Source organism: Vibrio sp. G-C-1 (assembly GCF_021728015.1).
Classification (GTDB): domain Bacteria; phylum Pseudomonadota; class Gammaproteobacteria; order Enterobacterales; family Vibrionaceae; genus Vibrio; species Vibrio splendidus.
Window position 1 is genome coordinate 16,447 of record NZ_JAKKCR010000022.1, and the last position, 20,310, is coordinate 36,756.

The 20,310-nt window shown below is 44.2% G+C and carries 25 protein-coding genes; 17 read left to right on the top strand and 8 right to left on the bottom strand.

What is annotated here, in order from left to right; translation table 11 throughout:
• Window positions 1-462 precede the first annotated feature (462 nt).
• The 5 genes from arcA (at window position 463) to L3V36_RS22555 (ending at window position 5,060) form a co-directional block, all read left to right on the top strand.
• Window positions 463-1,683, top strand: coding sequence for an arginine deiminase (arcA, locus tag L3V36_RS22535; RefSeq protein ID WP_102512204.1), 1,221 nt, complete (start codon window positions 463-465; stop codon window positions 1,681-1,683).
• A gap of 156 nt (window positions 1,684-1,839) precedes the next feature.
• Complete coding sequence (locus L3V36_RS22540) at window positions 1,840-2,844, top strand: ornithine carbamoyltransferase (protein ID WP_102495608.1); 1,005 nt, start codon at window positions 1,840-1,842, stop codon at window positions 2,842-2,844.
• 287 nt (window positions 2,845-3,131) lie between these two features.
• Window positions 3,132-4,061: an aspartate carbamoyltransferase gene (pyrB, locus tag L3V36_RS22545; protein WP_004735321.1), complete on the top strand. Its 930-nt coding sequence runs from the start codon at window positions 3,132-3,134 to the stop codon at window positions 4,059-4,061.
• A gap of 12 nt (window positions 4,062-4,073) precedes the next feature.
• The gene (gene pyrI / locus L3V36_RS22550; RefSeq protein WP_004735320.1) at window positions 4,074-4,535 is read left to right on the top strand and encodes an aspartate carbamoyltransferase regulatory subunit; all 462 of its coding nucleotides are present in this window, start codon (window positions 4,074-4,076) and stop codon (window positions 4,533-4,535) included.
• Between the two features lie 135 nt (window positions 4,536-4,670).
• On the top strand, window positions 4,671-5,060 hold the full coding sequence (locus L3V36_RS22555) for a RidA family protein (RefSeq protein WP_102447245.1): 390 nt from the start codon (window positions 4,671-4,673) through the stop codon (window positions 5,058-5,060).
• Window positions 5,061-5,183: 123 nt separating this feature from the next.
• On the opposite strand, the gene L3V36_RS22560 is transcribed toward L3V36_RS22555, so the two are convergent.
• The 8 genes from L3V36_RS22560 to mlaF all read right to left on the bottom strand — a co-directional run bounded on the left by L3V36_RS22560 (window position 5,184) and on the right by mlaF (window position 10,679).
• Window positions 5,184-5,909, bottom strand: coding sequence for a 1-acylglycerol-3-phosphate O-acyltransferase (locus tag L3V36_RS22560; protein WP_029222177.1), 726 nt, complete (start codon window positions 5,907-5,909; stop codon window positions 5,184-5,186).
• A gap of 150 nt (window positions 5,910-6,059) precedes the next feature.
• Window positions 6,060-7,325 (bottom strand): UDP-N-acetylglucosamine 1-carboxyvinyltransferase, encoded by a 1,266-nt coding sequence (murA, locus tag L3V36_RS22565; protein WP_004735317.1) that lies wholly within the window; start codon window positions 7,323-7,325, stop codon window positions 6,060-6,062.
• Window positions 7,326-7,333: 8 nt separating this feature from the next.
• On the bottom strand, window positions 7,334-7,588 hold the full coding sequence (ibaG, locus tag L3V36_RS22570; RefSeq protein WP_004735316.1) for a BolA family iron metabolism protein IbaG: 255 nt from the start codon (window positions 7,586-7,588) through the stop codon (window positions 7,334-7,336).
• A 13-nt stretch (window positions 7,589-7,601) separates the two neighbouring features.
• Window positions 7,602-7,910: a lipid asymmetry maintenance protein MlaB gene (locus tag L3V36_RS22575; RefSeq protein WP_004735315.1), complete on the bottom strand. Its 309-nt coding sequence runs from the start codon at window positions 7,908-7,910 to the stop codon at window positions 7,602-7,604.
• Window positions 7,910-8,539 (bottom strand): phospholipid-binding protein MlaC, encoded by a 630-nt coding sequence (locus L3V36_RS22580; protein ID WP_133149479.1) that lies wholly within the window; start codon window positions 8,537-8,539, stop codon window positions 7,910-7,912. The genes L3V36_RS22575 and L3V36_RS22580 overlap by 1 nt, the downstream gene beginning before the upstream one ends.
• Before the next feature lie 70 nt (window positions 8,540-8,609).
• Entirely contained in the window at window positions 8,610-9,101 is a 492-nt protein-coding gene (mlaD, locus tag L3V36_RS22585) for an outer membrane lipid asymmetry maintenance protein MlaD (RefSeq protein WP_017078788.1), read from the bottom strand.
• Between the two features lie 2 nt (window positions 9,102-9,103).
• Complete coding sequence (mlaE, locus tag L3V36_RS22590) at window positions 9,104-9,883, bottom strand: lipid asymmetry maintenance ABC transporter permease subunit MlaE (protein ID WP_017089960.1); 780 nt, start codon at window positions 9,881-9,883, stop codon at window positions 9,104-9,106.
• Between the two features lies 1 nt (window position 9,884).
• Window positions 9,885-10,679 (bottom strand): phospholipid ABC transporter ATP-binding protein MlaF, encoded by a 795-nt coding sequence (gene mlaF, locus L3V36_RS22595; protein WP_004735311.1) that lies wholly within the window; start codon window positions 10,677-10,679, stop codon window positions 9,885-9,887.
• Window positions 10,680-10,943: 264 nt separating this feature from the next.
• Between mlaF and L3V36_RS22600 the strand changes: the two genes are divergently transcribed.
• The 12 genes from L3V36_RS22600 to mgtE all read left to right on the top strand — a co-directional run bounded on the left by L3V36_RS22600 (window position 10,944) and on the right by mgtE (window position 20,227).
• A complete protein-coding gene (locus L3V36_RS22600; protein ID WP_004735309.1) occupies window positions 10,944-11,909 on the top strand; it encodes a calcium/sodium antiporter in 966 nt (321 codons plus the stop codon).
• Window positions 11,910-11,943: 34 nt separating this feature from the next.
• Window positions 11,944-12,915 (top strand): KpsF/GutQ family sugar-phosphate isomerase, encoded by a 972-nt coding sequence (locus L3V36_RS22605; protein ID WP_102572726.1) that lies wholly within the window; start codon window positions 11,944-11,946, stop codon window positions 12,913-12,915.
• The gene (kdsC, locus tag L3V36_RS22610; protein WP_004735307.1) at window positions 12,915-13,472 is read left to right on the top strand and encodes a 3-deoxy-manno-octulosonate-8-phosphatase KdsC; all 558 of its coding nucleotides are present in this window, start codon (window positions 12,915-12,917) and stop codon (window positions 13,470-13,472) included. Before L3V36_RS22605 ends, kdsC begins: the two co-directional genes overlap by 1 nt.
• A complete protein-coding gene (gene lptC / locus L3V36_RS22615) occupies window positions 13,469-14,032 on the top strand; it encodes an LPS export ABC transporter periplasmic protein LptC (protein ID WP_004735306.1) in 564 nt (187 codons plus the stop codon). The genes kdsC and lptC overlap by 4 nt, the downstream gene beginning before the upstream one ends.
• Complete coding sequence (gene lptA / locus L3V36_RS22620) at window positions 14,013-14,507, top strand: lipopolysaccharide transport periplasmic protein LptA (protein ID WP_076646300.1); 495 nt, start codon at window positions 14,013-14,015, stop codon at window positions 14,505-14,507. Before lptC ends, lptA begins: the two co-directional genes overlap by 20 nt.
• A gap of 2 nt (window positions 14,508-14,509) precedes the next feature.
• A complete protein-coding gene (gene lptB, locus L3V36_RS22625; RefSeq protein WP_004735304.1) occupies window positions 14,510-15,235 on the top strand; it encodes an LPS export ABC transporter ATP-binding protein in 726 nt (241 codons plus the stop codon).
• A gap of 54 nt (window positions 15,236-15,289) precedes the next feature.
• The gene (locus L3V36_RS22630) at window positions 15,290-16,750 is read left to right on the top strand and encodes an RNA polymerase factor sigma-54 (protein WP_004735303.1); all 1,461 of its coding nucleotides are present in this window, start codon (window positions 15,290-15,292) and stop codon (window positions 16,748-16,750) included.
• 72 nt (window positions 16,751-16,822) lie between these two features.
• On the top strand, window positions 16,823-17,110 hold the full coding sequence (gene hpf / locus L3V36_RS22635; protein ID WP_004735302.1) for a ribosome hibernation promoting factor: 288 nt from the start codon (window positions 16,823-16,825) through the stop codon (window positions 17,108-17,110).
• 1 nt (window position 17,111) lies between these two features.
• A complete protein-coding gene (gene ptsN / locus L3V36_RS22640; RefSeq protein ID WP_004735301.1) occupies window positions 17,112-17,573 on the top strand; it encodes a PTS IIA-like nitrogen regulatory protein PtsN in 462 nt (153 codons plus the stop codon).
• A gap of 1 nt (window position 17,574) precedes the next feature.
• Window positions 17,575-18,444: an RNase adapter RapZ gene (rapZ, locus tag L3V36_RS22645; RefSeq protein WP_004735300.1), complete on the top strand. Its 870-nt coding sequence runs from the start codon at window positions 17,575-17,577 to the stop codon at window positions 18,442-18,444.
• Window positions 18,445-18,446: 2 nt separating this feature from the next.
• Window positions 18,447-18,722: an HPr family phosphocarrier protein gene (locus L3V36_RS22650; RefSeq protein WP_004735299.1), complete on the top strand. Its 276-nt coding sequence runs from the start codon at window positions 18,447-18,449 to the stop codon at window positions 18,720-18,722.
• A gap of 149 nt (window positions 18,723-18,871) precedes the next feature.
• Window positions 18,872-20,227 carry a magnesium transporter gene (gene mgtE / locus L3V36_RS22655; protein ID WP_004735298.1) on the top strand — a complete coding sequence of 452 codons (1,356 nt, stop codon included), beginning with the start codon at window positions 18,872-18,874 and terminating at the stop codon, window positions 20,225-20,227.
• Window positions 20,228-20,310: the final 83 nt, after the last annotated feature.

Below are 20,310 nucleotides of genomic sequence, written 5' to 3' on the forward strand. Positions count from 1 at the left end.
GATAACAGAGGGGATATCAATTAAAAAGTGAAATCAAAATCACAGAAACAAATTTTCAACATATTATTAACTAACGTGTGTTTTAGCATTTCATTTTTATTGTTACTTTTCGCCTTACTTCTCTAAAACTGAGTGGTTAGTCATATCAAATGCATACTGACGATCACTTCATTGGTGCATAAGATCTCATTTTAGAATGGATAATTGCATAAATTTTGAATGAAAAATCATGTTCACCAAGCAAAATGGATTCTCGAGTTACTGAAATTTGAGCATAGAACCGCAAAAAGTTTGTTCTAGCATTGAGTCTTTCAATTGGATTTTAATATCACTAATTTTTAATTAATTAGCATTAAAAACCAATAATTGAGAAATAACACAACCTTTACACAATTTTCAAAACTTGCATATTACGAACAAGCTTGTCATAAATAGACGCTGGATTAATAGTAAGGATGCAAAATGAGTAAGCTGTACGTTGGCTCCGAAGTCGGTCAATTAAGACGAGTTCTCCTAAATCGACCTGAAAGGGCACTCACCCACCTCACCCCTTCTAACTGTCATGAGTTACTCTTTGATGATGTACTTGCAGTAGAAGCCGCAGGTGAAGAACACGATGCCTTTGCGACAACACTTCGTAACCAAGACGTTGAAGTGTTATTACTGCATGACCTACTGGTTGAGACACTCGCTGTAGCTCAAGCTCGTGAGTGGCTGCTTAATACTCAAATCTCTGATTTCCGTTACGGCCCTACATTCGCACGTGATTTAAGAGAATACCTTGCTCAAATGGACAACGAGCACTTAGCCACGATCCTACTGGGTGGTTTAGCCTACTCTGAACTTCCTATTAAATCTTCTTCAATGCTACCGAAGATGCATCGCCCACTTGATTTCGTTATTGAGCCGCTGCCTAACCATCTATTTACCCGCGATACTTCTTGCTGGGTTTATGGAGGCGTCTCTCTTAACCCTATGATGATGCCTGCTCGCCAACGAGAAACGAATCACTTGCGAGCAATATATCGCTGGCACCCTGTATTTGCAGGTCAAGATTTCATTAAGCACTTCGGTGATGAAGATCTTCATTACGACAACGCCAATATTGAAGGTGGAGATGTACTGGTTATCGGTAAAGGTGCCGTGCTTATCGGTATTTCAGAGCGTACTAAACCACAAGGTGTCGAAAACCTAGCCGCGAGTTTATTCAAGTCCGGTCAAGCTAAAGAAGTGATTGCGATTGATTTACCGAAGCACCGCTCTTGTATGCACCTTGATACGGTCATGACGCACATGGATATCGATACATTCTCAGTCTATCCAGAGATCGTTCGTAAAGACCTAGATACTTGGCGCTTAACGCCGAAAGAAAATGGCGAAATGCGAGTAGAGAAAGCTGAAAACTACCTAACAGCGATTGAGGGCGCACTGGACCTCGATCAACTGAAGATCATCACAACCGGTGGTGATAACTACGAAGCTGAACGTGAGCAGTGGAATGACGCTAACAACGTACTGACGGTGAAACCGGGTACGGTTATCGGCTATGAGCGTAATGTTTACACCAATGAAAAATACGACAAAGCAGGCATCGAAGTTCTGACGATTCCGGGCAATGAGCTAGGTCGTGGCCGAGGTGGCGCTCGCTGTATGAGTTGTCCTATCGAAAGAGACGGTATCTAAGCCACAAAACTCAATAAAGCAAACACACTAACTTATCTAGGCCAGTACCATTGTACTGGCCTTTTTTATCAAATTAATAAAATAAATATTCACAAATATAGCATTTTTATGTTTAACTGAGTTCTTCATTGATCCTATATACGCAAGGAGCGAGAGATGGCCTTTAATCTTCGCAATCGTAACTTTCTAAAACTTCTCGACTTTACTCCTAAAGAGATTCAGTTTTTACTCGACCTGTCTGCCGACCTTAAAAAAGCTAAGTATGCAGGTACAGAGCAGAAAAAGCTTAACGGTAAAAACATCGCTTTGATCTTTGAAAAAGCATCCACTCGAACTCGATGTGCTTTTGAGGTAGCTGCTTTTGATCAAGGTGCTCAAGTCTCTTATTTAGGCCCTTCTGGTTCTCAGATTGGTCAGAAAGAATCAATGAAAGATACGGCGCGTGTATTAGGTCGCATGTACGATGGCATTGAATACCGAGGGTTTGGCCAAAGCATTGTCGAAGACCTAGGCGCTTATGCCGGTGTACCGGTTTGGAATGGCTTAACCGATGAATTCCACCCTACTCAGATCTTGGCTGATTTCCTCACTATGCTTGAGCATGGTCGTGGTAAACATCTACATCAAATCAGTTTTGCTTACCTAGGTGATGCACGTAACAACATGGGTAATTCTCTGTTAGTGGGTGCAGCTAAAATGGGTATGGATATTCGCCTTGTCGCACCTAAAGCATTCTGGCCAGAAGAGCACCTTGTCGAAGAGTGCCAAGCTATCGCACAAAGTACAGGTGCAAAAATCACGCTGACAGAAGACGTTGCTGAAGGTGTGGAAGGCTGTGATTTCCTTTATACCGATGTTTGGGTTTCTATGGGTGAAGCGCCAGAAGCTTGGGACGAACGTGTTGCTGTAATGACACCTTACCAAGTGAATATGGATGTCATTAAGCTCACAGGTAACCCTCAAGTGAAATTCATGCATTGCCTGCCCGCTTTCCACAACAATGAAACCGTGATCGGCCAGCAAGTTGCAGACAAATATGGAATGAACGGCTTAGAAGTCACTGACGAAGTCTTTGAATCGGATTACTCAATTGTATTTGATGAAGCAGAGAATCGCATGCATACCATCAAAGCGGTAATGGTTGCGACTCTGGGCCAATAGCGAACACTGAAAGTAAACAAAAGCTTGATGTAATCGCTTGCGCTCACAAATTGAAAGCGTATAATTCTCGGCAATTTGTCTGAGAGTAGTGAAAATGACGCCAAGCAATGTTGTGATAAAACATAATGATATTGTGAAAACACATAATAAAATTGTGAAAACACCAAATATTGCTCGCAAGCTAGCATGCTTGCCAGGCCGTCTATTCTGCTTTTCAGCACTTTTTTAAAGCCTCCCATTATGGGGGGCTTTTTTATGGCCAATACATTATTGTGGGGAAGAAGATCATGGCGAATTCGCTCTATCAAAAGCACATCATCTCAATTCCAGAGCTTTCTCGTGAAGAGCTAGAATTAATTGTTCAAACGGCAGGTCAGCTAAAGGCTGAACCAAACCCAGAACTCATCAAGAACAAAGTTGTTGCCAGCTGCTTCTTCGAACCTTCAACGCGAACTCGTCTCTCTTTTGAAACGGCTATTCAACGCATCGGTGGTGATGTGATTGGTTTCGACAGTGGTGGTAACACCTCACTGGCGAAGAAAGGCGAAACGCTAGCGGACTCGGTACAGGTTATCTCTTCATACGTTGATGCTTACGTAATGCGTCATCCTCAAGAAGGTGCTGCGCGTCTGGCTTCTGAGTTTTCTAACGGTGTACCGGTTATTAACGCAGGTGACGGCGCAAACCAACACCCAACACAAACGCTATTAGACCTATTCTCTATCGCTGAGACACAAGGTCGCCTAGACAACCTCAACGTTGCATTCGTTGGTGACCTTAAATACGGCCGTACGGTTCACTCGTTGACTCAAGCGCTAGCGAAGTTCGATAACATCTGTTTCTACTTCGTAGCACCTGAAGCACTGGCGATGCCAGACTACATTTGCGAAGAACTTGATGAAGCGGGTATCAAGTATCAACTGCTGACAGACATGGAAGATGTCATTCCAGAACTTGATGTCTTGTACATGACTCGAGTTCAAAAAGAGCGCTTCGATGAATCGGAATACGCGCACATCAAATCAGCGTACATCCTGACTGCTCCGATGCTGGAAAATGCACGTGATAACCTAAAGGTTCTTCACCCTCTTCCTCGTGTTGATGAAATTACTGTCGATGTCGATAAAACACCTTACGCTTACTACTTCCAGCAAGCAGAGAACGGTGTTTACGCACGTGAAGCACTGCTAGCCCTTGTTCTTAACGAAACGCTGTAGAGGAGAGATATCATGTCTAAAGAGACTCAATTAAAAGTTGAAGCAATCAAGAACGGAACGGTTATCGACCATATCCCAGCCAACATCGGGATCAAGGTACTCAAACTGTTCGACATGCATAACTCAAATCAGCGAGTAACGATTGGCCTAAACCTGCCATCTTCTGCTCTAGGCGGCAAAGACTTACTCAAGATAGAGAATGTTTTTATCACTGAAGAACAGGCGAGCAAGTTAGCACTTTACGCACCTCACGCAACGGTAAACCAAATCGAAGATTACGAAGTGGTTAAGAAGCTACCACTAGAACTTCCTGAGCAAATCAACGATGTGTTTGAGTGTCCAAACACCAACTGTATTACTCACAATGAGCCCGTAGAAAGCAGCTTTAAGATCTTTGAAAAGAAAGAAGATATTCGATTGAAGTGTAAGTACTGCGAAAAAGTATTCTCTCGTGAGATCGTGACAGAAAGATAACGTCATACGGCAACGCCGATCGAACGCAAAAACTATTCAATACCTCGCCTGTGCGGGGTATTTTGCTCTTTACCTATCCTGAGTTTGAAGGCACACTAAAAATTGCTTTTTATCCAATAACTGACGGAATAACCAATGACTAAAGTACTTCACACAGAATCTGCTCCAGCTGCAATCGGCCCATACGTACAAGGTGTTGACCTTGGCAATATGGTTCTGACTTCTGGTCAAATCCCAGTAAACCCAGCAACTGGTGAAGTATCTGCTAATATCGCAGAGCAAGCTCGCCAATCTCTAGACAACGTTCAAGCGGTTGTTGAAGCTTCTGGCCTGACTGTAAAAGACATCGTAAAACTAACGGTATTCGTTAAAGACCTAAACGACTTCGGCACAGTAAACGAAGTTTACGGTAAGTTCTTTGATGAGCACGGTGTTGCAAACTACCCTGCACGTTCATGTGTTGAAGTAGCTCGTCTACCAAAAGATGTAGGTATCGAGATCGAAGCTATTGCGGTTCGCAAATAGGTTCTTCCTCTAGAATAAACGGTTTCTAGTAAACAAGTTGGCATGAAGCTGAGCGTTTATCAGATACAAAAAAGGTTGCCCAATTGGCAACCTTTTTTATTGTTCATCGTTTCACTTAGATGATTACTTCTTATTAAGCTCAATCACTTCTTTGTCTAACTCTTCAAGCTTAGCAGCCATCTGCTCACGGGCTAAGTTAGCCAGTTGACGAACATTAGACTTATCGTAATCTTCAGTGCTGATTGGTGGCAGCATTTCAACAATCACATGACCATTGTTCCAACGGTTCAGCTTCACGCCACCAGTTGAGCTACACACGATAGGGATAATAGGTAAGCCAGCGCCAATCGCAGCATGGAAAGCACCCGTTTTGAATGGCAACAAACCACGACCACGAGAACGAGTCCCCTCAGGGAACATCCATACTGAAACATCACTCTCTTTAAGGCTAGTAACCACTTGGTCAATCGTACCTACCGCTTTGCTGCGGTTAGCTCGATCAATTAGGATATTACCCGTCAACCAGTATAGCTGACCAAAAAGAGGCATCCACGCTAGGCTTTTCTTGCCTACTGTCACAACTTTAGGTGTTACCGCTGATGAAATCGTGAATAGATCCCAGCTGTTTTGGTGGTTTGCAACGTAAACATGTTGGCCACGAGAGTAAGCATCTTCCGGGATGCGAAGCTCTAACTTCATGCCAAAGATTTTCGACATGCGACCGAAATAACGACCAAAGGTAAATACGTGTTTCGGGTTACGTGGGCTTAATAGACAATAGCCACAACCAAATACAAACATAAGAATCGCAAATATCGCTACTGCGAAAATACGTAATATTGCTATCATTTTGTTCCTCACAACCGCCAAGTTGATTCATCTATTCACACAAAATAGGCAATAGATTCACTTGCGGTAAATACAACTATAAAAAAGCCGAAACCAAGGTTCCGACTTTTATGTTTTCATCTTACTGATTCATGAATCCACTAACCTAAGTTAGTTCGACTCGCTAAATCGTGTAATGTTTGCGCCTAAAGCTGAAAGCTTATCTTCAATCTTATCGTAGCCACGATCGATGTGATAAATACGGTCAACGATAGTTTCGCCTTGGGCAATACAGCCAGCAATAACTAGACTCGCAGATGCACGAAGATCCGTTGCCATTACTTGAGCACCGCTTAACTTCTCAGTTTCACCACAGATAGCCGTGTTGCCTTCGATTTCTGCTTTTGCACCCATTCGCTGTAACTCAGGAATGTGCATAAAGCGGTTTTCAAAGATAGTCTCAGTGATAACACCACTGCCCTTCGCCATCATGTTGAGCAGAGTAAACTGTGCTTGCATGTCGGTTGGGAAACCTGGGTGAGGTGCTGTTACGATTTTCACCGCTTTCAGCTCACGATCTGTCATATCAAGGCTGATCCAGTCTTCGCCCGTTTCAACCTTCGCACCCGCTTCTTCAAGCTTCGCTAATGCAGCTTCAAGAAGATGAGCGTTGGTGTTGCGACAAACCACTTTACCGCCAGAAACAGCAGCAGCAACAAGGAACGTACCCGTTTCGATACGGTCAGCAACCACAGAGTGATGACCACCACCAAGACGCTCAACGCCTTCGATAGTAATCGTATCTGTACCTGCGCCAGAAATCTTAGCACCTAGTTTGTTTAGGAAATCAGCCGTATCAACAATCTCAGGCTCACGCGCTGAGTTATCTAATACAGTTGTACCTTCCGCTAGCGTTGCTGCACACATGATAGTAATGGTGGCACCCACACTTACTTTATCCATCACGATGTGCGCGCCTTTCAAACGGCCGTCAACACTTGCTTTTACATAACCATCTTCCAACTTAATGGTCGCACCTAGTTGCTCTAGGCCATGGATATGTAAATCAACAGGTCGAGCGCCAATTGCACAACCACCAGGAAGTGACACTTGGCCTTCACCAAAACGAGCGACTAGAGGACCTAAAGCCCAAATAGAAGCACGCATTGTTTTTACTAAATCATAAGGCGCACAAAATTCATTAATCTCGCTGCCATCAACATGAACACTACCGTTACGTGATACTTTTGCGCCTAAACGCTTAAGTAGTTCCATCGTAGTATCGATGTCACGTAGGTGAGGAACATTACTCACTTCAACCGGCTCTTCAGCAAGGATTGAGGCGAATAAAATAGGTAGCGCTGCATTTTTTGCGCCTGAGATCGTCACTTCACCGCTTAACGGCTTATCCGATCCAATAACTCGAAACTTTTCCATCATAAACCTTAAAGTGACATCAGTTTCTTATCACGTTCCCACTCTTCTGGCGTGAAAGCCTTAATAGAAAGAGCATGGATGTCATTGCGTTGAATGTATTCCATTAGTGGGCCGTAGATTAGTTGCTGCTTCTTAACTCGATTCATGCCGTCAAAACATGCATCAACCGCAACAACTTCGTAATGACTGCCTTCACCCTTCACGAAAATCTCCTGAAGGTTCAGTGCCGCTGCTAATAATTCTTGTACTTTTGTGCTGTCCACAAATAGCTCCTGCCTAATTTTTTATGTGTTCTGCCATCATTGGCTGGATATTGCTCAATTGGAACAACGTTCGTAATTGTTCTGGCACGAAACTGAGCATTATATGACAGTTTTGATTTTTTGCATGCTCTAATAAGTGAATTAGCATCACCATTCCTGCTGAATCGACTCGATTTATATGGCTAAGGTCAATTTCAACGCTCGATTCCGTCGTTTGCCACTTTTCCAATATACGCCAGATTGCAGGGACACTGTCTCGGTCTATGTCACCGAGCAGCTGATACTCTTTAGAGCTTAGTGCTTGCCATTGAGAGTGGCTCATTATTTATTACTCTCAAAACGAATCGGTTGTGCTGCAAGTTTCTCTAATTCATCGGCAACTTGTAAGATGCCTTCTTGACGAATTTTAGTATTCCACTCTGATTGCTTGCTCGATAATAGGCTAATACCTTCAGCAACCATATCAAACGCCTTCCACTCGCCCGACTTCTTGTCTTTGCGTAACTTAAATTCAAGCTTAATGTTTGGTCGCGGCGTATCTATGATACTAACCTTAATACTGGTAATACGGCTATCTGCTTTGATTTTTGGCTCAGGACCAAATTCAATCGTCTGATCCGAGTACTGAGTCAGTACTTGAGCATAAGAAGATACAAGGTATTTACGGAACGCATCGATAAACACACCTACGTCTTTTCTATCCGCGCCTTTCAAGTTTGGACCTAGCAGTTTAAGAGCCGCATATTGAGCATTAACATAGGGCATCAACTCTTCTTCCACAATGACCTTCAATAACTCAGGATCTTGCTGGATATTCTCTTGCTCACTCTTCAAACGATCAAATGCCACTTCTGCAACTTGCGTCATCATCTGATAAGGCTGAGTGCGATCAATCGATTCTGCAGCAAATGCTGGAGTAGAAATAAGCAACGCCATTGCCGCCATAAACATTGATTTCAAGTAACCGATAGCTTTTAAATGACTAATATCTTTTAAATGACTAATAGTTTTCAACATCATCTTACTCCTTAGCTTCGCTGTCATCAGAGCCACCAACGCTATACAGCACTTGGCCAATCAAATCTTCTAGTACTAATGCTGACTTGGTGTCTTCAATAGAATCACCATCAACCAACATCTCTTCATCATCGAAAATGAAGCCAGGAACCAGACTGATGTACTGCTCACCGATTAAGCCAGACGTTAAGATTTGAGCACTAGAGGTATCTGGAAATTGTGAGTACTTCGCATCAATAGATAATTCAACGACAGGAAGGTAACTCTCGGTATCAAGCTCAATACTTTTAACTCGACCGACAACGACGCCACCCACCTTCACTGGAGAGCGAACTTTTAGGCTACCAATGTTGTCAAAAGTCGCTTTTAGATTGTAAGTATGGTTCGAACCTAAGCCTTTTACGTCAGCGACTTGAAAGATCATGATTAAGATTGCGCAAATTCCGACAATAACAAAGGTGCCGACCCATAATTCTAATTTTCGAGTTTGTTGCATGATTAATTCCCAAACATCAATGCGGTAAGAACAAAATCTAGCCCTAATACCGCTAGAGAAGAGTGCACTACAGTGCGTGTGGTTGCCTGACTAATACCTTCTGAGGTCGGTACCGCATCATAACCATTAAAAAGTGCGATCCAAGTTACTGTGATAGCAAAGACCATACATTTGATCGTGCTGTTACCAATATCTCGACCTAGCTCAACGGAAGACTGCATCGCAGACCAGAAACTGCCGTGGTCAATGCCCTTCCAATCAACACCAACTAACTGAGCCCCCCAAATCCCGACCGCCATAAAGATCATGGCGAGCAGTGGCATTGAGATAAGCCCGGCCCAAAGGCGTGGCGCAATAATGCGTTTGAGAGGATCGACGGCCATCATTTCAAGGCTAGAGATCTGTTCGGTTGCTTTCATTAAGCCGATCTCAGCCGTTAACGCTGAACCTGCGCGGCCTGCAAACAATAACGCAGTCACCACTGGGCCCAACTCACGTAACAATGAAAGCGCGACCATTTGACCAAGATTACCCTCAGCACCGTAGTCGATTAACACGACATAGCCTTGCAGGCTGAGCACCATGCCAATAAACAAACCCGAAACTAAAATGATAGCTAATGACTGAACACCAACGCTATAAAGTTGTTTAACGAATAAAGGGAAATTCTTTAGTCTCGGGATTCCAAGCAAAGCCCCAAATAACATCAGGCTTGCTCGACCAAATGACTCACAGATCGCAAGTGTTCGCTTACCGACACCCGCAATAGCTTTAACAATCATATTAAAACAAATCCTCTTTTAAGCTCTTCGCAGGAAATCTAAACGGCACAGGGCCATCCGCGTCACCTTGCAAAAATTGCTGCACTCTCGGATCGCTGTTGTTGTACAACTCATCAGGCGCACCAGCAGCAATGATTTTTCCATCAGCCATCAGATAAACCCAATCGGCAATACTCATCACCTCAGGCACATCGTGAGAAACGACAATAGAGGTTAAGCCCAAAGCTTGATTGAGATTGCGGATCAGCTCAACCAAGACGCCCATAGTGATCGGGTCTTGGCCAACAAATGGTTCATCGTACATGATGAGTTCAGGATCCAGTGCGATCGCACGGGCCAACGCAGCACGTCTCGCCATCCCACCAGACAATTCACTCGGCATCAATTGCGCAGCACCTCGTAACCCTACTGCTTCAAGCTTAAGTAATACGATGGTACGAATGAATTTTTCGTTAAGTTCAGTATGCTCTCGCAGCGGAAACGCCACATTATCAAAGACATTAAGATCAGTAAAAAGTGCACCCGATTGGAAAAGCATGCTCATTTTCTTGCGGGCTTGATATAGCTTACGACGTGATAATGCAGGGATATTGTCGCCATCAAACCAAATTTCGCCCTCATCTGGCGGTAATTGTCCGCCAATCAAACGCAGCAAGGTCGTTTTACCGATCCCTGACGGGCCCATGATTGCGGTTATTTTGCCTTGAGGCACCTCTAAACTGATGTCATCAAAGATAACGCGCTCACCGCGTGAGAAGCTGAGGTTCTTAACTTTCACAAGCTCAGTGTTCAACATATTTTTGTTGTTTCCTTGCTTTAAAATACGCCAATTATGGCTGCAATAATAATGAGTCTACTTTAGAATTAAAAGCACTGTTCAATTAATTCATATTAAACAGAAATCTATGCAGGAATTTGAAAGCATTAGAAAATTATCTATTGAGCTCTCTTTCTTGCCTGCTAACTGGTAATTAATTTGCCGAGTGACTTCCCTTTTATCTAGCAACAAGTCAAAATTAGCGGTTAATTCTCCGTTTTTTATTAATTTTTAGGAATCATCATGCTTGAAGCGATTGCGTTTCTTATTATCGGTCTAGGTTTTTTGGTGTGGAGCGCAGATAAACTGGTTTATGGAGCCGCTGCTCTTGCTCGCAACTTTGGTATCTCACCATTAGTTATCGGTATGACGATTCTAGCAATGGGGTCTTCAGCTCCTGAAATGATGGTTTCAGCAACAGCTGCTCTTGATGGAAAAACAGATACAGCTGTAGGTAACGTTCTCGGTTCTAACATCGCCAACATCGCACTGATTTTGGGTATTACAGCGCTTATCAAACCGCTATCAATTAGCTCTGGTGTGATTCGCCGTGAACTACCATTGATGATTGGTGTGACTCTACTAGCGGGCGCTTTGCTGTGGGACAACCATTTAGGGTTCTACGAAGGCGTATTGTTGTTTGTTCTTTTTGCCGCATTCTTATTCGCGATGCTGCAAATCAGCCGCAGTGAGAAAAAGAACGGCGATGCCTTCCTTGAAGAACAAGAATCTGAAGTTCCTGAAGGCGTGAGCAACCCTAAAGCCGCAATGTGGGTGGTAGTTGGTCTGATAATTCTGCCTCTAGCTGCCAACATGTTGGTTGATAACGCGGTTGTTATCGCGAAGTTCTTTGGCATGAGCGACCTTGTGATTGGTTTAACCATTATTGCCGTTGGTACAAGTCTGCCTGAGCTAGCAGCATCACTTGCTGGCGTAATGAAGGGTGAGGATGATATGGCCGTGGGTAATATCATTGGCTCGAACGTATTCAACATCCTTGCTGTTATGGGTATCCCTGGCATCCTCAACCCTTCAGTCTTGAGCGAGTTTGCGATGGGTCGTGATTTCTGGGTAATGCTAGGTGTATCGCTACTTCTTGTTGTAATGGCACTAGGTAAATCACGTAGTGTGAATCGTATTGAAGGCGGTGTGTTAATAGTGACATTCGTGGCCTACCAAGCTTACCTACTTATGAACATGTCAGCTTAATTATTGATTTAACTTCCCGTACTTGGAGTATTTAATGTCTCAGTCATTCGATTACCGTAGTGTTGCAAAGCAAGTTTTGGAAACCGAAGTTGCAGGTCTTACTCAATTGGACCAATATTTTAATGATGACTTTTGCAAAGCTTGCGACCTTATCCTGAACAACAAAGGAAAAGTGGTTGTGATGGGCATGGGTAAATCAGGCCACATTGGCAACAAAATCGCAGCCACATTGGCAAGTACCGGGACATCCGCTTTCTTTGTGCACCCAGGTGAAGCAGCGCATGGCGACCTAGGTATGATCGGGGCTGGCGATGTTGTGATAGCAATATCCAACTCTGGCGAATCAGGTGAAATCCTAAGCTTGTTCCCGGTATTGAAGCGTTTGAACATCAAGATTATCAGCATGACAGGTAAGCCAGCATCAAACATGGCGACTTTGTCTGATATTCATTTACAAATATCAGTGCCAGAAGAAGCGTGCCCATTAGGGCTTGCACCAACAACCAGCACCACGGCAACCTTGGTGATGGGTGATGCATTAGCCGTCGCACTTTTACAAGCCAGAGGCTTTACTGCGCAAGATTTTGCTTTGTCCCACCCTGGCGGCGCTTTGGGTCGACAACTATTATTGAAGCTTGAAGATATCATGCATACGGGCGATGCACTCCCAGTGGTAGCACCGGAAGCATTGGTACGAGACGCTCTTTTGGAGATATCTCAAAAAGGCTTGGGGATGACGGCAGTCGTAGGTGAAGACGGTCTAATGGCCGGTATTTTTACTGATGGTGATTTGCGCCGTATCCTAGACAAGCGCATCGATATCCATGATACGCAGATCGGCGACGTGATGACGCTAAATCCGACGGTAGCAGAACCAAACATGCTCGCGGTTGAGGGTTTGAACTTGATGCAAGCTAAGAGCATCAATGGCCTAATGCTGTGCCATGAAGGCAAACTAGTCGGAGCGTTAAACATGCATGACTTACTGAAAGCAGGAGTAATGTAATGACACAGACAGTCGAAACTCTATACGGCACGGTAGATTCAGAAGTGTTTGCCGTAGCGAAAGAGATTAAATTGCTTATTTGCGATGTCGATGGCGTATTCTCAGATGGTCGCATCTACATGGGCAACAACGGTGAAGAACTGAAAACCTTCCACACTCGTGATGGCTATGGCATTAAGTCACTGATGAACGCCGGTATCGAAATCGCGATCATCACTGGCCGTAAATCTCAAATTGTTGAGAATCGAATGACCGCTCTCGGTATTAAGCTTATTTATCAAGGTCAGGATGATAAAGTTAAGGCATACCAAGATATTTGCGATAAGCTTTCTGTAAATCCTGAAAATACGGGCTACATCGGAGACGATCTGATCGACTGGCCTGTGATGGAAAAAGTTGGCTTGAAAGTATGTGTTGCAGATGGTCATCCACTACTTGCAAAGCGTGCAAATTACGTGACAACCATTAACGGTGGTCACGGTGCGGTACGTGAAGTTTGCGACCTTATTTTACAAGCAAGAAATGAACTCGACGTGCATAAAGGTTTAAGCATATGAGTTTTACTCGTATTATCTATTTAATACTAATATTTATTGCCTCTTGGTCGACCTATTACTTGTACGACAAAGAGCAAACATCAACGATACAAGTGGCTCCAAATTTGGAGCTGCCCGCGTTTAGTGGCAAAAGTCTAAACAACATTAGCTATGACGAAAGCGGTATTCGTAGCTATCAGGTTGAATCGACGTATTTAGAGCACTACTCAGTGGTTGGCGATACGCACTTTCAAAACCCGGTTCTTTCGGTATTCCGAGAAGGGCACACGATTGAATGGCAAGTCACCGCTGATCGCGCGATTATGGATGAGAATCAAGTTGTCACGTTTTATGACAACGTCGTGGCAAAGAACCTGTTGCCAGAAGCCAGCTTCGATACAATGACCACAGATAAAATGGTTGTTGAGCTGCCTAGCCGAGATTTTTATTCAGAGACTCCGGTCCATATGATCGGTACATTTTTTGAAACTGAGGGACAAGCAATGAAAGGTAACTTCGGTACCAACAATGCAACCCTCTTTAATTCTGTTCAAGGTAGATATGAAACTCTTACACCTTAGTTTATTCGCTTTGACCCTTGCGGCGCCTAATGTCTATGCCCTTTCTTCGGATAGCGAGCAACCTGTCTACATTGACTCAGACAGCCAGCAATTGGATATGAAAAGTAACCAAGTGACTTTCCTTGGTGATGTAAACCTTAAGCAAGGCAGCATCAATATCAATGCCGATAAGGTTATTGTTACCCGCAACGCCGTAAACGGTGAGATTGAAGAAATTCAAGGCTTCGGTAAGCCAGCGACCTTCTCTCAACTGACTGACGACGGGAAGACACTCTACGGTGAAGCTGATGACTTACATTACCAGCTTGTTGCCGACAAATTGATCATGACTAAGAATGCAATGCTATCTCAAGATGGCAGCATCATTCGTGGCTCTAGGATCACCTACCAGATCGGCTCTCAAAAATTAGTCGCCGACAGTGGTGAAAACAAACGAGTGTCAACGGTTTTACAACCAACGGAAGTGAATAAGTAACGATGGCTGTTCTTAAAGCAAAAAACCTAGCGAAAACCTACAGCAAGCGCAAAGTTGTTACCGATGTAAGCTTGCAGGTAGAGTCAGGCCAGATCGTTGGTCTGCTTGGCCCTAACGGTGCCGGTAAAACCACGTCTTTCTATATGATAGTTGGTCTGGTTGCGCGTGATGAAGGTACTATCAGCATTGACGACCGTGACATCAGTATCTTGCCAATGCACAGTCGTTCTCGTCTTGGTATCGGTTACCTACCGCAAGAAGCATCGATTTTCCGTAAATTGTCTGTTGAGAACAACATCATGGCCGTTTTACAAACCCGTGATGAGATGACTAACGAACAGCGCCAAGATAAGCTGGAAGACCTTCTAGAAGAGTTTCACATCCAACATATCCGCACCAGTAATGGTATGGCTCTGTCAGGTGGTGAGCGTCGTCGTGTGGAGATTGCTCGAGCTCTAGCAGCAAACCCGCAATTCATTCTGCTGGATGAACCGTTTGCCGGTGTTGACCCGATCTCAGTTATCGATATCAAGAAAATCATTGTTCACCTACGCGATCGCGGCTTGGGCGTTTTGATTACCGATCACAACGTTCGTGAAACATTAGATGTGTGTGAAAAAGCTTACATCGTAAGCCAAGGACACCTGATCGCTGAAGGTACTCCTGAAGATGTTCTCAATAACGAACAAGTTAAACAAGTTTATCTAGGCGAACAATTCCGTCTATGATTATATAGAGAGTATCGAGAGTTCTAAGAATAATAACTAGGTAAGTCACACTGAATGAAACCCTCATTACAACTTAAGCTAGGCCAACAGTTAGCAATGACTCCTCAATTGCAGCAAGCGATTCGTTTGTTGCAATTGTCTACTTTAGATTTGCAGCAAGAGATTCAAGAAGCACTTGAATCTAATCCACTACTCGATGTCGAAGAAGGCAATGAAGATACGCCTACATCGGAAGAGAAACCTAGCAGTGACGAGAAAGAAACAGTTGAAGCCACAGAGCAAGATTTACCTGATAGTTCAGACTTAATCGAAAAATCAGAAATTGGCAACGAACTAGAAATCGACACAACTTGGGAAGACGTCTACAGCGCAAACACAGGTAACACTGGTATTGCGATTGATGACGACATGCCTGTTTATCAAGGCGAAACGACTCAAAGCCTACACGATTACCTACTTTGGCAACTCGACCTAACACCATTCTCTGAAACTGACCGAAGCATTGCTTTCGCGCTGATTGATGCCATTGATGACTATGGCTACCTCACCGTATCTTGTGAAGATATCCTTGAAAACTTCGATAGCGAAGAAGTAGAGCTTGATGAGATTGAAGCCGTCCGCAAACGAGTTCAGCAGTTTGACCCGCTGGGTGTCGGTTCAGTAAACCTACAAGATTGCTTGTTACTGCAACTGGCAACCTTTCCCCAGGATACCCCTTGGCTTAACGAAGCTAAGTTAGTACTTACTAGCCACATCGACCAACTCGGTAACCGCGATTACAAATTAGTCATCAAAGAAACCAAGCTGAAAGAAGCGGAACTACGTGAGGTTCTGCAGCTGATTCAGCAACTGGATCCTCGACCTGGCAGTAAGATTACACCGGACGAAACTGAATATGTGGTTCCAGACGTAACGGTGTTCAAAGATCTTGGAAAGTGGTTAGTCACCATTAACCCTGATAGTGTCCCTAAGCTGAAAGTAAATCAGCAATATGCCGCTCTTGGTAGCAAGGGCAGCAGCGCAGACAACCAATTCATTCGCTCAAATTTGCAAGAAGCAAAATGGCTAATCAAAAGCTTAGAAAGCCGAAATGAGACGCTACTCAAAGTTGCGCGATGCATTGTTGAACATCAGCGTGATTTCTTCGAACATGGCGAAGAAGCGATGAAGCCAATGGTTCTGAATGATGTTGCGTTAGCCGTTGATATGCACGAATCCACGATCTCTCGTGTGACGACTCAAAAATTCATGCACACGCCACGTGGCATCTTCGAACTCAAATACTTTTTCTCAAGCCATGTCAGCACTGACAATGGCGGTGAATGTTCATCTACAGCAATTCGCGCACTGATTAAGAAGCTTGTCGCAGCGGAAAATACCGCGAAGCCTCTCAGTGATAGTAAAATTGCTGCTTTACTGGCTGACCAAGGAATTCAGGTAGCTAGACGTACCATAGCGAAATACCGTGAGTCTCTGGGCATTGCCCCATCGAGTCAGCGTAAACGCCTGTTATAGGCTAATTTAGTTAGCTATTTAGTTAACTATTAATTTAGTTATAACCGGGCAACCAACTGAAAAGGAAAGTCTATGCAAATCAATATTCAAGGCCATCACGTTGATCTTACCGATTCAATGCAAGACTATGTTCGCACTAAATTCGACAAACTTGAGCGCTTCTTTGATCATATCAATAGCGTTCAGGTTGTTTTAAAAGTTGAGAAAATCAATCAAATCGCGGAAGCTACCCTGCATATAAATCAGGGGGAAATCCATGCGACAGCAACTGATGAAAGCATGTATGCCGCGATTGATTCATTGGTTGATAAACTCGTCCGCCAACTCAACAAGCACAAAGAAAAGCTAAGTAGTCACTAACATGCAATTAAGCGAAGTACTTTCATTGGACTGCACCAAAAGTGCAGTCCAATGCACAAGCAAAAAAAGAGCCCTTGAGCTCATCAGTCAGATCGCTGCAGAAAGCTGTGGTCAAGATTCAACAGAACTGTTTGAGTGCATGTTGAGCCGTGAAAAAATGGGCAGTACTGGTATTGGTAATGGCATCGCTATTCCTCATGCTCGTATGAATGTCAGTGATAAAGCGATAGCTGTATTACTACAATGCCAAGACCCAATCGAATTTGATGCGATTGATAATCGTCCTGTCGACCTACTATTTGCTCTGCTTGTTCCTAGTGAACAATGTAAAGAACATCTAAAAACCCTTTCATGTATGGCAGAACGACTTAACGACAAGCAGACTCTTAAAAAGTTGCGTAATGCTCAAAGCGATCAAGAGCTTTACGACATCATGATCCAAGTGCCAACTTGCGAGCAATAACATGCGATTAATCGTTGTGAGTGGCCAATCTGGGGCCGGTAAAAGTGTTGCGTTACGAGTCCTTGAAGACTTGGGGTATTACTGTGTGGATAATCTTCCAGTAAACCTGCTAAGCGACTTCGTCGAATCGGTACGCGAGATCAATCAAAACGTCGCTGTTAGCATTGATATTCGCAATCTACCGAAAGAACCGCAGTTAGTTACAGAGACACTAGAACAACTAGAAGCCGCCACTGATATTGATGTGAACGTTTTGTTCCTAGACGCAAGTAAGCAAACGCTACTCAAACGCTACAGCGAAACACGCAGAATCCACCCTTTATCGATCGGTCAGGAAAAGTTATCTCTTGAGCAAGCGATTGATTTAGAAAAGACACTCCTAACACCTCTCGCAGAGCAAGCCAGCATTGTGATTGACAGCAGTGATTGCAACCTCTACGAATTGAGCGAAAAGGTTCGATTTAAAGTTGAAGGCAAAGAGAAGCAAGAGCTGATCATTGTCTTTCAATCTTTCGGTTTCAAATACGGCCTACCAAGTGATGCCGACTATGTGTTTGATGTTCGCTTTTTGCCGAATCCTCACTGGGAACCCGCACTACGACCATTAACGGGTCTTGATGCACCCATTCACTCTTTTCTTGAAAAACACTCAGAAGTTCTTGAACTCAAGCAGCAAATTCAAGGCTTTGTTGAGCAGTGGTTGCCAATGTTAGAGAAGAATAATCGCAGCTATCTAACGGTCGCGATTGGTTGTACCGGCGGTAAACACCGCTCGGTTTACCTAACTCAGAAAATTGGTGAATACTTCGAACAACTTGGCCATCAAGTTCAAATCAGACACGCCTCCCTAGAGAAGCACCAACAGGGCTAACCATGGAATTAACTCGAACTGTACTGATCCAAAATCGCTTGGGTCTTCACGCTAGAGCAGCCGTAAAATTGGTTGAGCTTGCACAAAGCTTTGATGCAACCATCACCATCCATAGTGAAGAAGATAAAACAGCAACAGCAGACAGTGTAATGGGGCTACTTATGCTGGAGTCGGCGCAAGGGCAACACATCACCATCCAAGCCGCAGGCACCGATTCACAGCAAGCGCTTGATGCCGTTTGTCACCTAATTGAAGACCGGTTTGATGAGGGCGAGTAGCAAAAAACGCTTCACTCACAACATCTAAAACTCAAACCACGCATCAACCAATATTAATTCTTAGTTCTACCTAAGTTAATGATTTAAATAAGCCCCAGAATTAAGTTACTATTCCAAGCATTGTTAGAATAATGAGATAGGAGGAAAATATGGCAGAGCAATTAGAATTCGACCAAGCTCACCAAACCCTCCAAGAAGTCAGCGAAGCCCTAGAAAACGGCCGATTTGTTCACGTACGCCGACAACTTCAGGATATGGAACCTGAGGATATTGCACACCTTTTAGAAGCCTCCCCTCGCAAAAGTCGTGACGTACTCTGGCAACTCACCGATCCTGAAGACTACGGTGAAATTCTTGATGAACTAAACGAAGACGTCAAAGATGCTCTTGTGTCGAAAATGGCACCAGAGACCTTGGCAGAAGCAACAGAAGGCATGGAAACCGATGACGTCGCGTACGTACTTCGAAGCCTACCTGACGATGTTTCTCGAGAAGTCCTTTCCCAAATGGACTCCGTTGATCGTGCATTAGTAGAAACCGCCCTTTCGTACCCTGAAGATTCAGCGGGTGCGTTAATGAACACCGACGTAATCACGATCCGTGGTGATGTCGATGTTGAGGTCGTACTGCGTTATTTACGTATGCGTGGTGAATTACCTGACGCTACCGATGCATTATATGTTATCGATGACGACGAACGCCTCATTGGTAACCTATCGCTCAGCACACTGATTACGACTCAACCTGATGTGTCTGTTTCAGAAGTGATGGAAGATGCCGACGAAGCGATCGCCGTTGAAACCAGTGCCTCTGATATCGCCAGCCTGTTCGAACGTCGTAACTGGGTGTCAGCTCCTGTTGTCGATGTAAATCAACATCTTGTAGGTCGTATCACGATCGATGACGTGGTTGATGTTATCCGTGAAGATGCCGAGCACTCAATGATGAGTATGGCGGGTATGGACGATGACGAAGATACCTTCGCACCGGTCGTAAAATCCGCTCGTCGTCGTAGTGTATGGTTAGGCGCAAACGTTTTGGCAGCACTCGCGGCAGCGTCTGTGTCGAATATGTTTGAGGCCACACTGAATGAGATGGCCGCGATTGCTGTTTTGATGACTATCGTACCGTCCATGGGTGGTGTTGCAGGTAACCAAACCGTCGCTCTAGTGATTCGTGGTTTAGCGCTTGGTCACATTGGTGATAGTAACAAACGCGAACTGCTACTCAAAGAAGCCTCTATCGGCTTCCTTAACGGCATTCTATGGGCCGTTATCATTGGCGGCATAGTGGTTGCTTGGAAAGGCAATTGGATCTTGGGAGGCATCATCTCAGCAGCGATGATGACAAACTTGATTGTCGCGGGTATCGCCGGTGTAACCATTCCTGTGATGCTGAAGAAGATGAATATCGACCCTGCCCTTGCAGGCGGTATGGCTCTGACCACAGTAACCGATGTGATTGGCCTATCGGTATTCTTAGGCTTAGCCACCATTCTTATCTAACTCATGCTTATCTAGTGTGAATAAACAGATAGCCTATTCTAAGACGAGATGCTGAATACAAAAAGGGAGCCAGAGGCTCCCTT

Coding starts and splice junctions, on each gene's coding strand:
- lptA (WP_076646300.1), top strand. CDS start 14,013: ATGAAACTCTTACACCTTAGTTTATTCGCTTTGACCCTTGCGGCGCCT.
- hpf (WP_004735302.1), top strand. CDS start 16,823: ATGCAAATCAATATTCAAGGCCATCACGTTGATCTTACCGATTCAATG.
- rapZ (WP_004735300.1), top strand. CDS start 17,575: ATGCGATTAATCGTTGTGAGTGGCCAATCTGGGGCCGGTAAAAGTGTT.
- mlaD (WP_017078788.1), bottom strand. CDS start 9,101: ATGCAACAAACTCGAAAATTAGAATTATGGGTCGGCACCTTTGTTATT.
- L3V36_RS22605 (WP_102572726.1), top strand. CDS start 11,944: ATGTCTCAGTCATTCGATTACCGTAGTGTTGCAAAGCAAGTTTTGGAA.
- pyrI (WP_004735320.1), top strand. CDS start 4,074: ATGTCTAAAGAGACTCAATTAAAAGTTGAAGCAATCAAGAACGGAACG.
- L3V36_RS22555 (WP_102447245.1), top strand. CDS start 4,671: ATGACTAAAGTACTTCACACAGAATCTGCTCCAGCTGCAATCGGCCCA.
- murA (WP_004735317.1), bottom strand. CDS start 7,325: ATGGAAAAGTTTCGAGTTATTGGATCGGATAAGCCGTTAAGCGGTGAA.
- mgtE (WP_004735298.1), top strand. CDS start 18,872: ATGGCAGAGCAATTAGAATTCGACCAAGCTCACCAAACCCTCCAAGAA.
- mlaF (WP_004735311.1), bottom strand. CDS start 10,679: ATGTTGAACACTGAGCTTGTGAAAGTTAAGAACCTCAGCTTCTCACGC.
- lptC (WP_004735306.1), top strand. CDS start 13,469: ATGAGTTTTACTCGTATTATCTATTTAATACTAATATTTATTGCCTCT.
- arcA (WP_102512204.1), top strand. CDS start 463: ATGAGTAAGCTGTACGTTGGCTCCGAAGTCGGTCAATTAAGACGAGTT.
- ptsN (WP_004735301.1), top strand. CDS start 17,112: ATGCAATTAAGCGAAGTACTTTCATTGGACTGCACCAAAAGTGCAGTC.
- L3V36_RS22580 (WP_133149479.1), bottom strand. CDS start 8,539: ATGTTTATGGCGGCAATGGCGTTGCTTATTTCTACTCCAGCATTTGCT.
- L3V36_RS22630 (WP_004735303.1), top strand. CDS start 15,290: ATGAAACCCTCATTACAACTTAAGCTAGGCCAACAGTTAGCAATGACT.
- L3V36_RS22650 (WP_004735299.1), top strand. CDS start 18,447: ATGGAATTAACTCGAACTGTACTGATCCAAAATCGCTTGGGTCTTCAC.
- kdsC (WP_004735307.1), top strand. CDS start 12,915: ATGACACAGACAGTCGAAACTCTATACGGCACGGTAGATTCAGAAGTG.
- L3V36_RS22600 (WP_004735309.1), top strand. CDS start 10,944: ATGCTTGAAGCGATTGCGTTTCTTATTATCGGTCTAGGTTTTTTGGTG.
- lptB (WP_004735304.1), top strand. CDS start 14,510: ATGGCTGTTCTTAAAGCAAAAAACCTAGCGAAAACCTACAGCAAGCGC.
- pyrB (WP_004735321.1), top strand. CDS start 3,132: ATGGCGAATTCGCTCTATCAAAAGCACATCATCTCAATTCCAGAGCTT.
- L3V36_RS22560 (WP_029222177.1), bottom strand. CDS start 5,909: ATGATAGCAATATTACGTATTTTCGCAGTAGCGATATTTGCGATTCTT.
- L3V36_RS22540 (WP_102495608.1), top strand. CDS start 1,840: ATGGCCTTTAATCTTCGCAATCGTAACTTTCTAAAACTTCTCGACTTT.
- mlaE (WP_017089960.1), bottom strand. CDS start 9,883: ATGATTGTTAAAGCTATTGCGGGTGTCGGTAAGCGAACACTTGCGATC.
- L3V36_RS22575 (WP_004735315.1), bottom strand. CDS start 7,910: ATGAGCCACTCTCAATGGCAAGCACTAAGCTCTAAAGAGTATCAGCTG.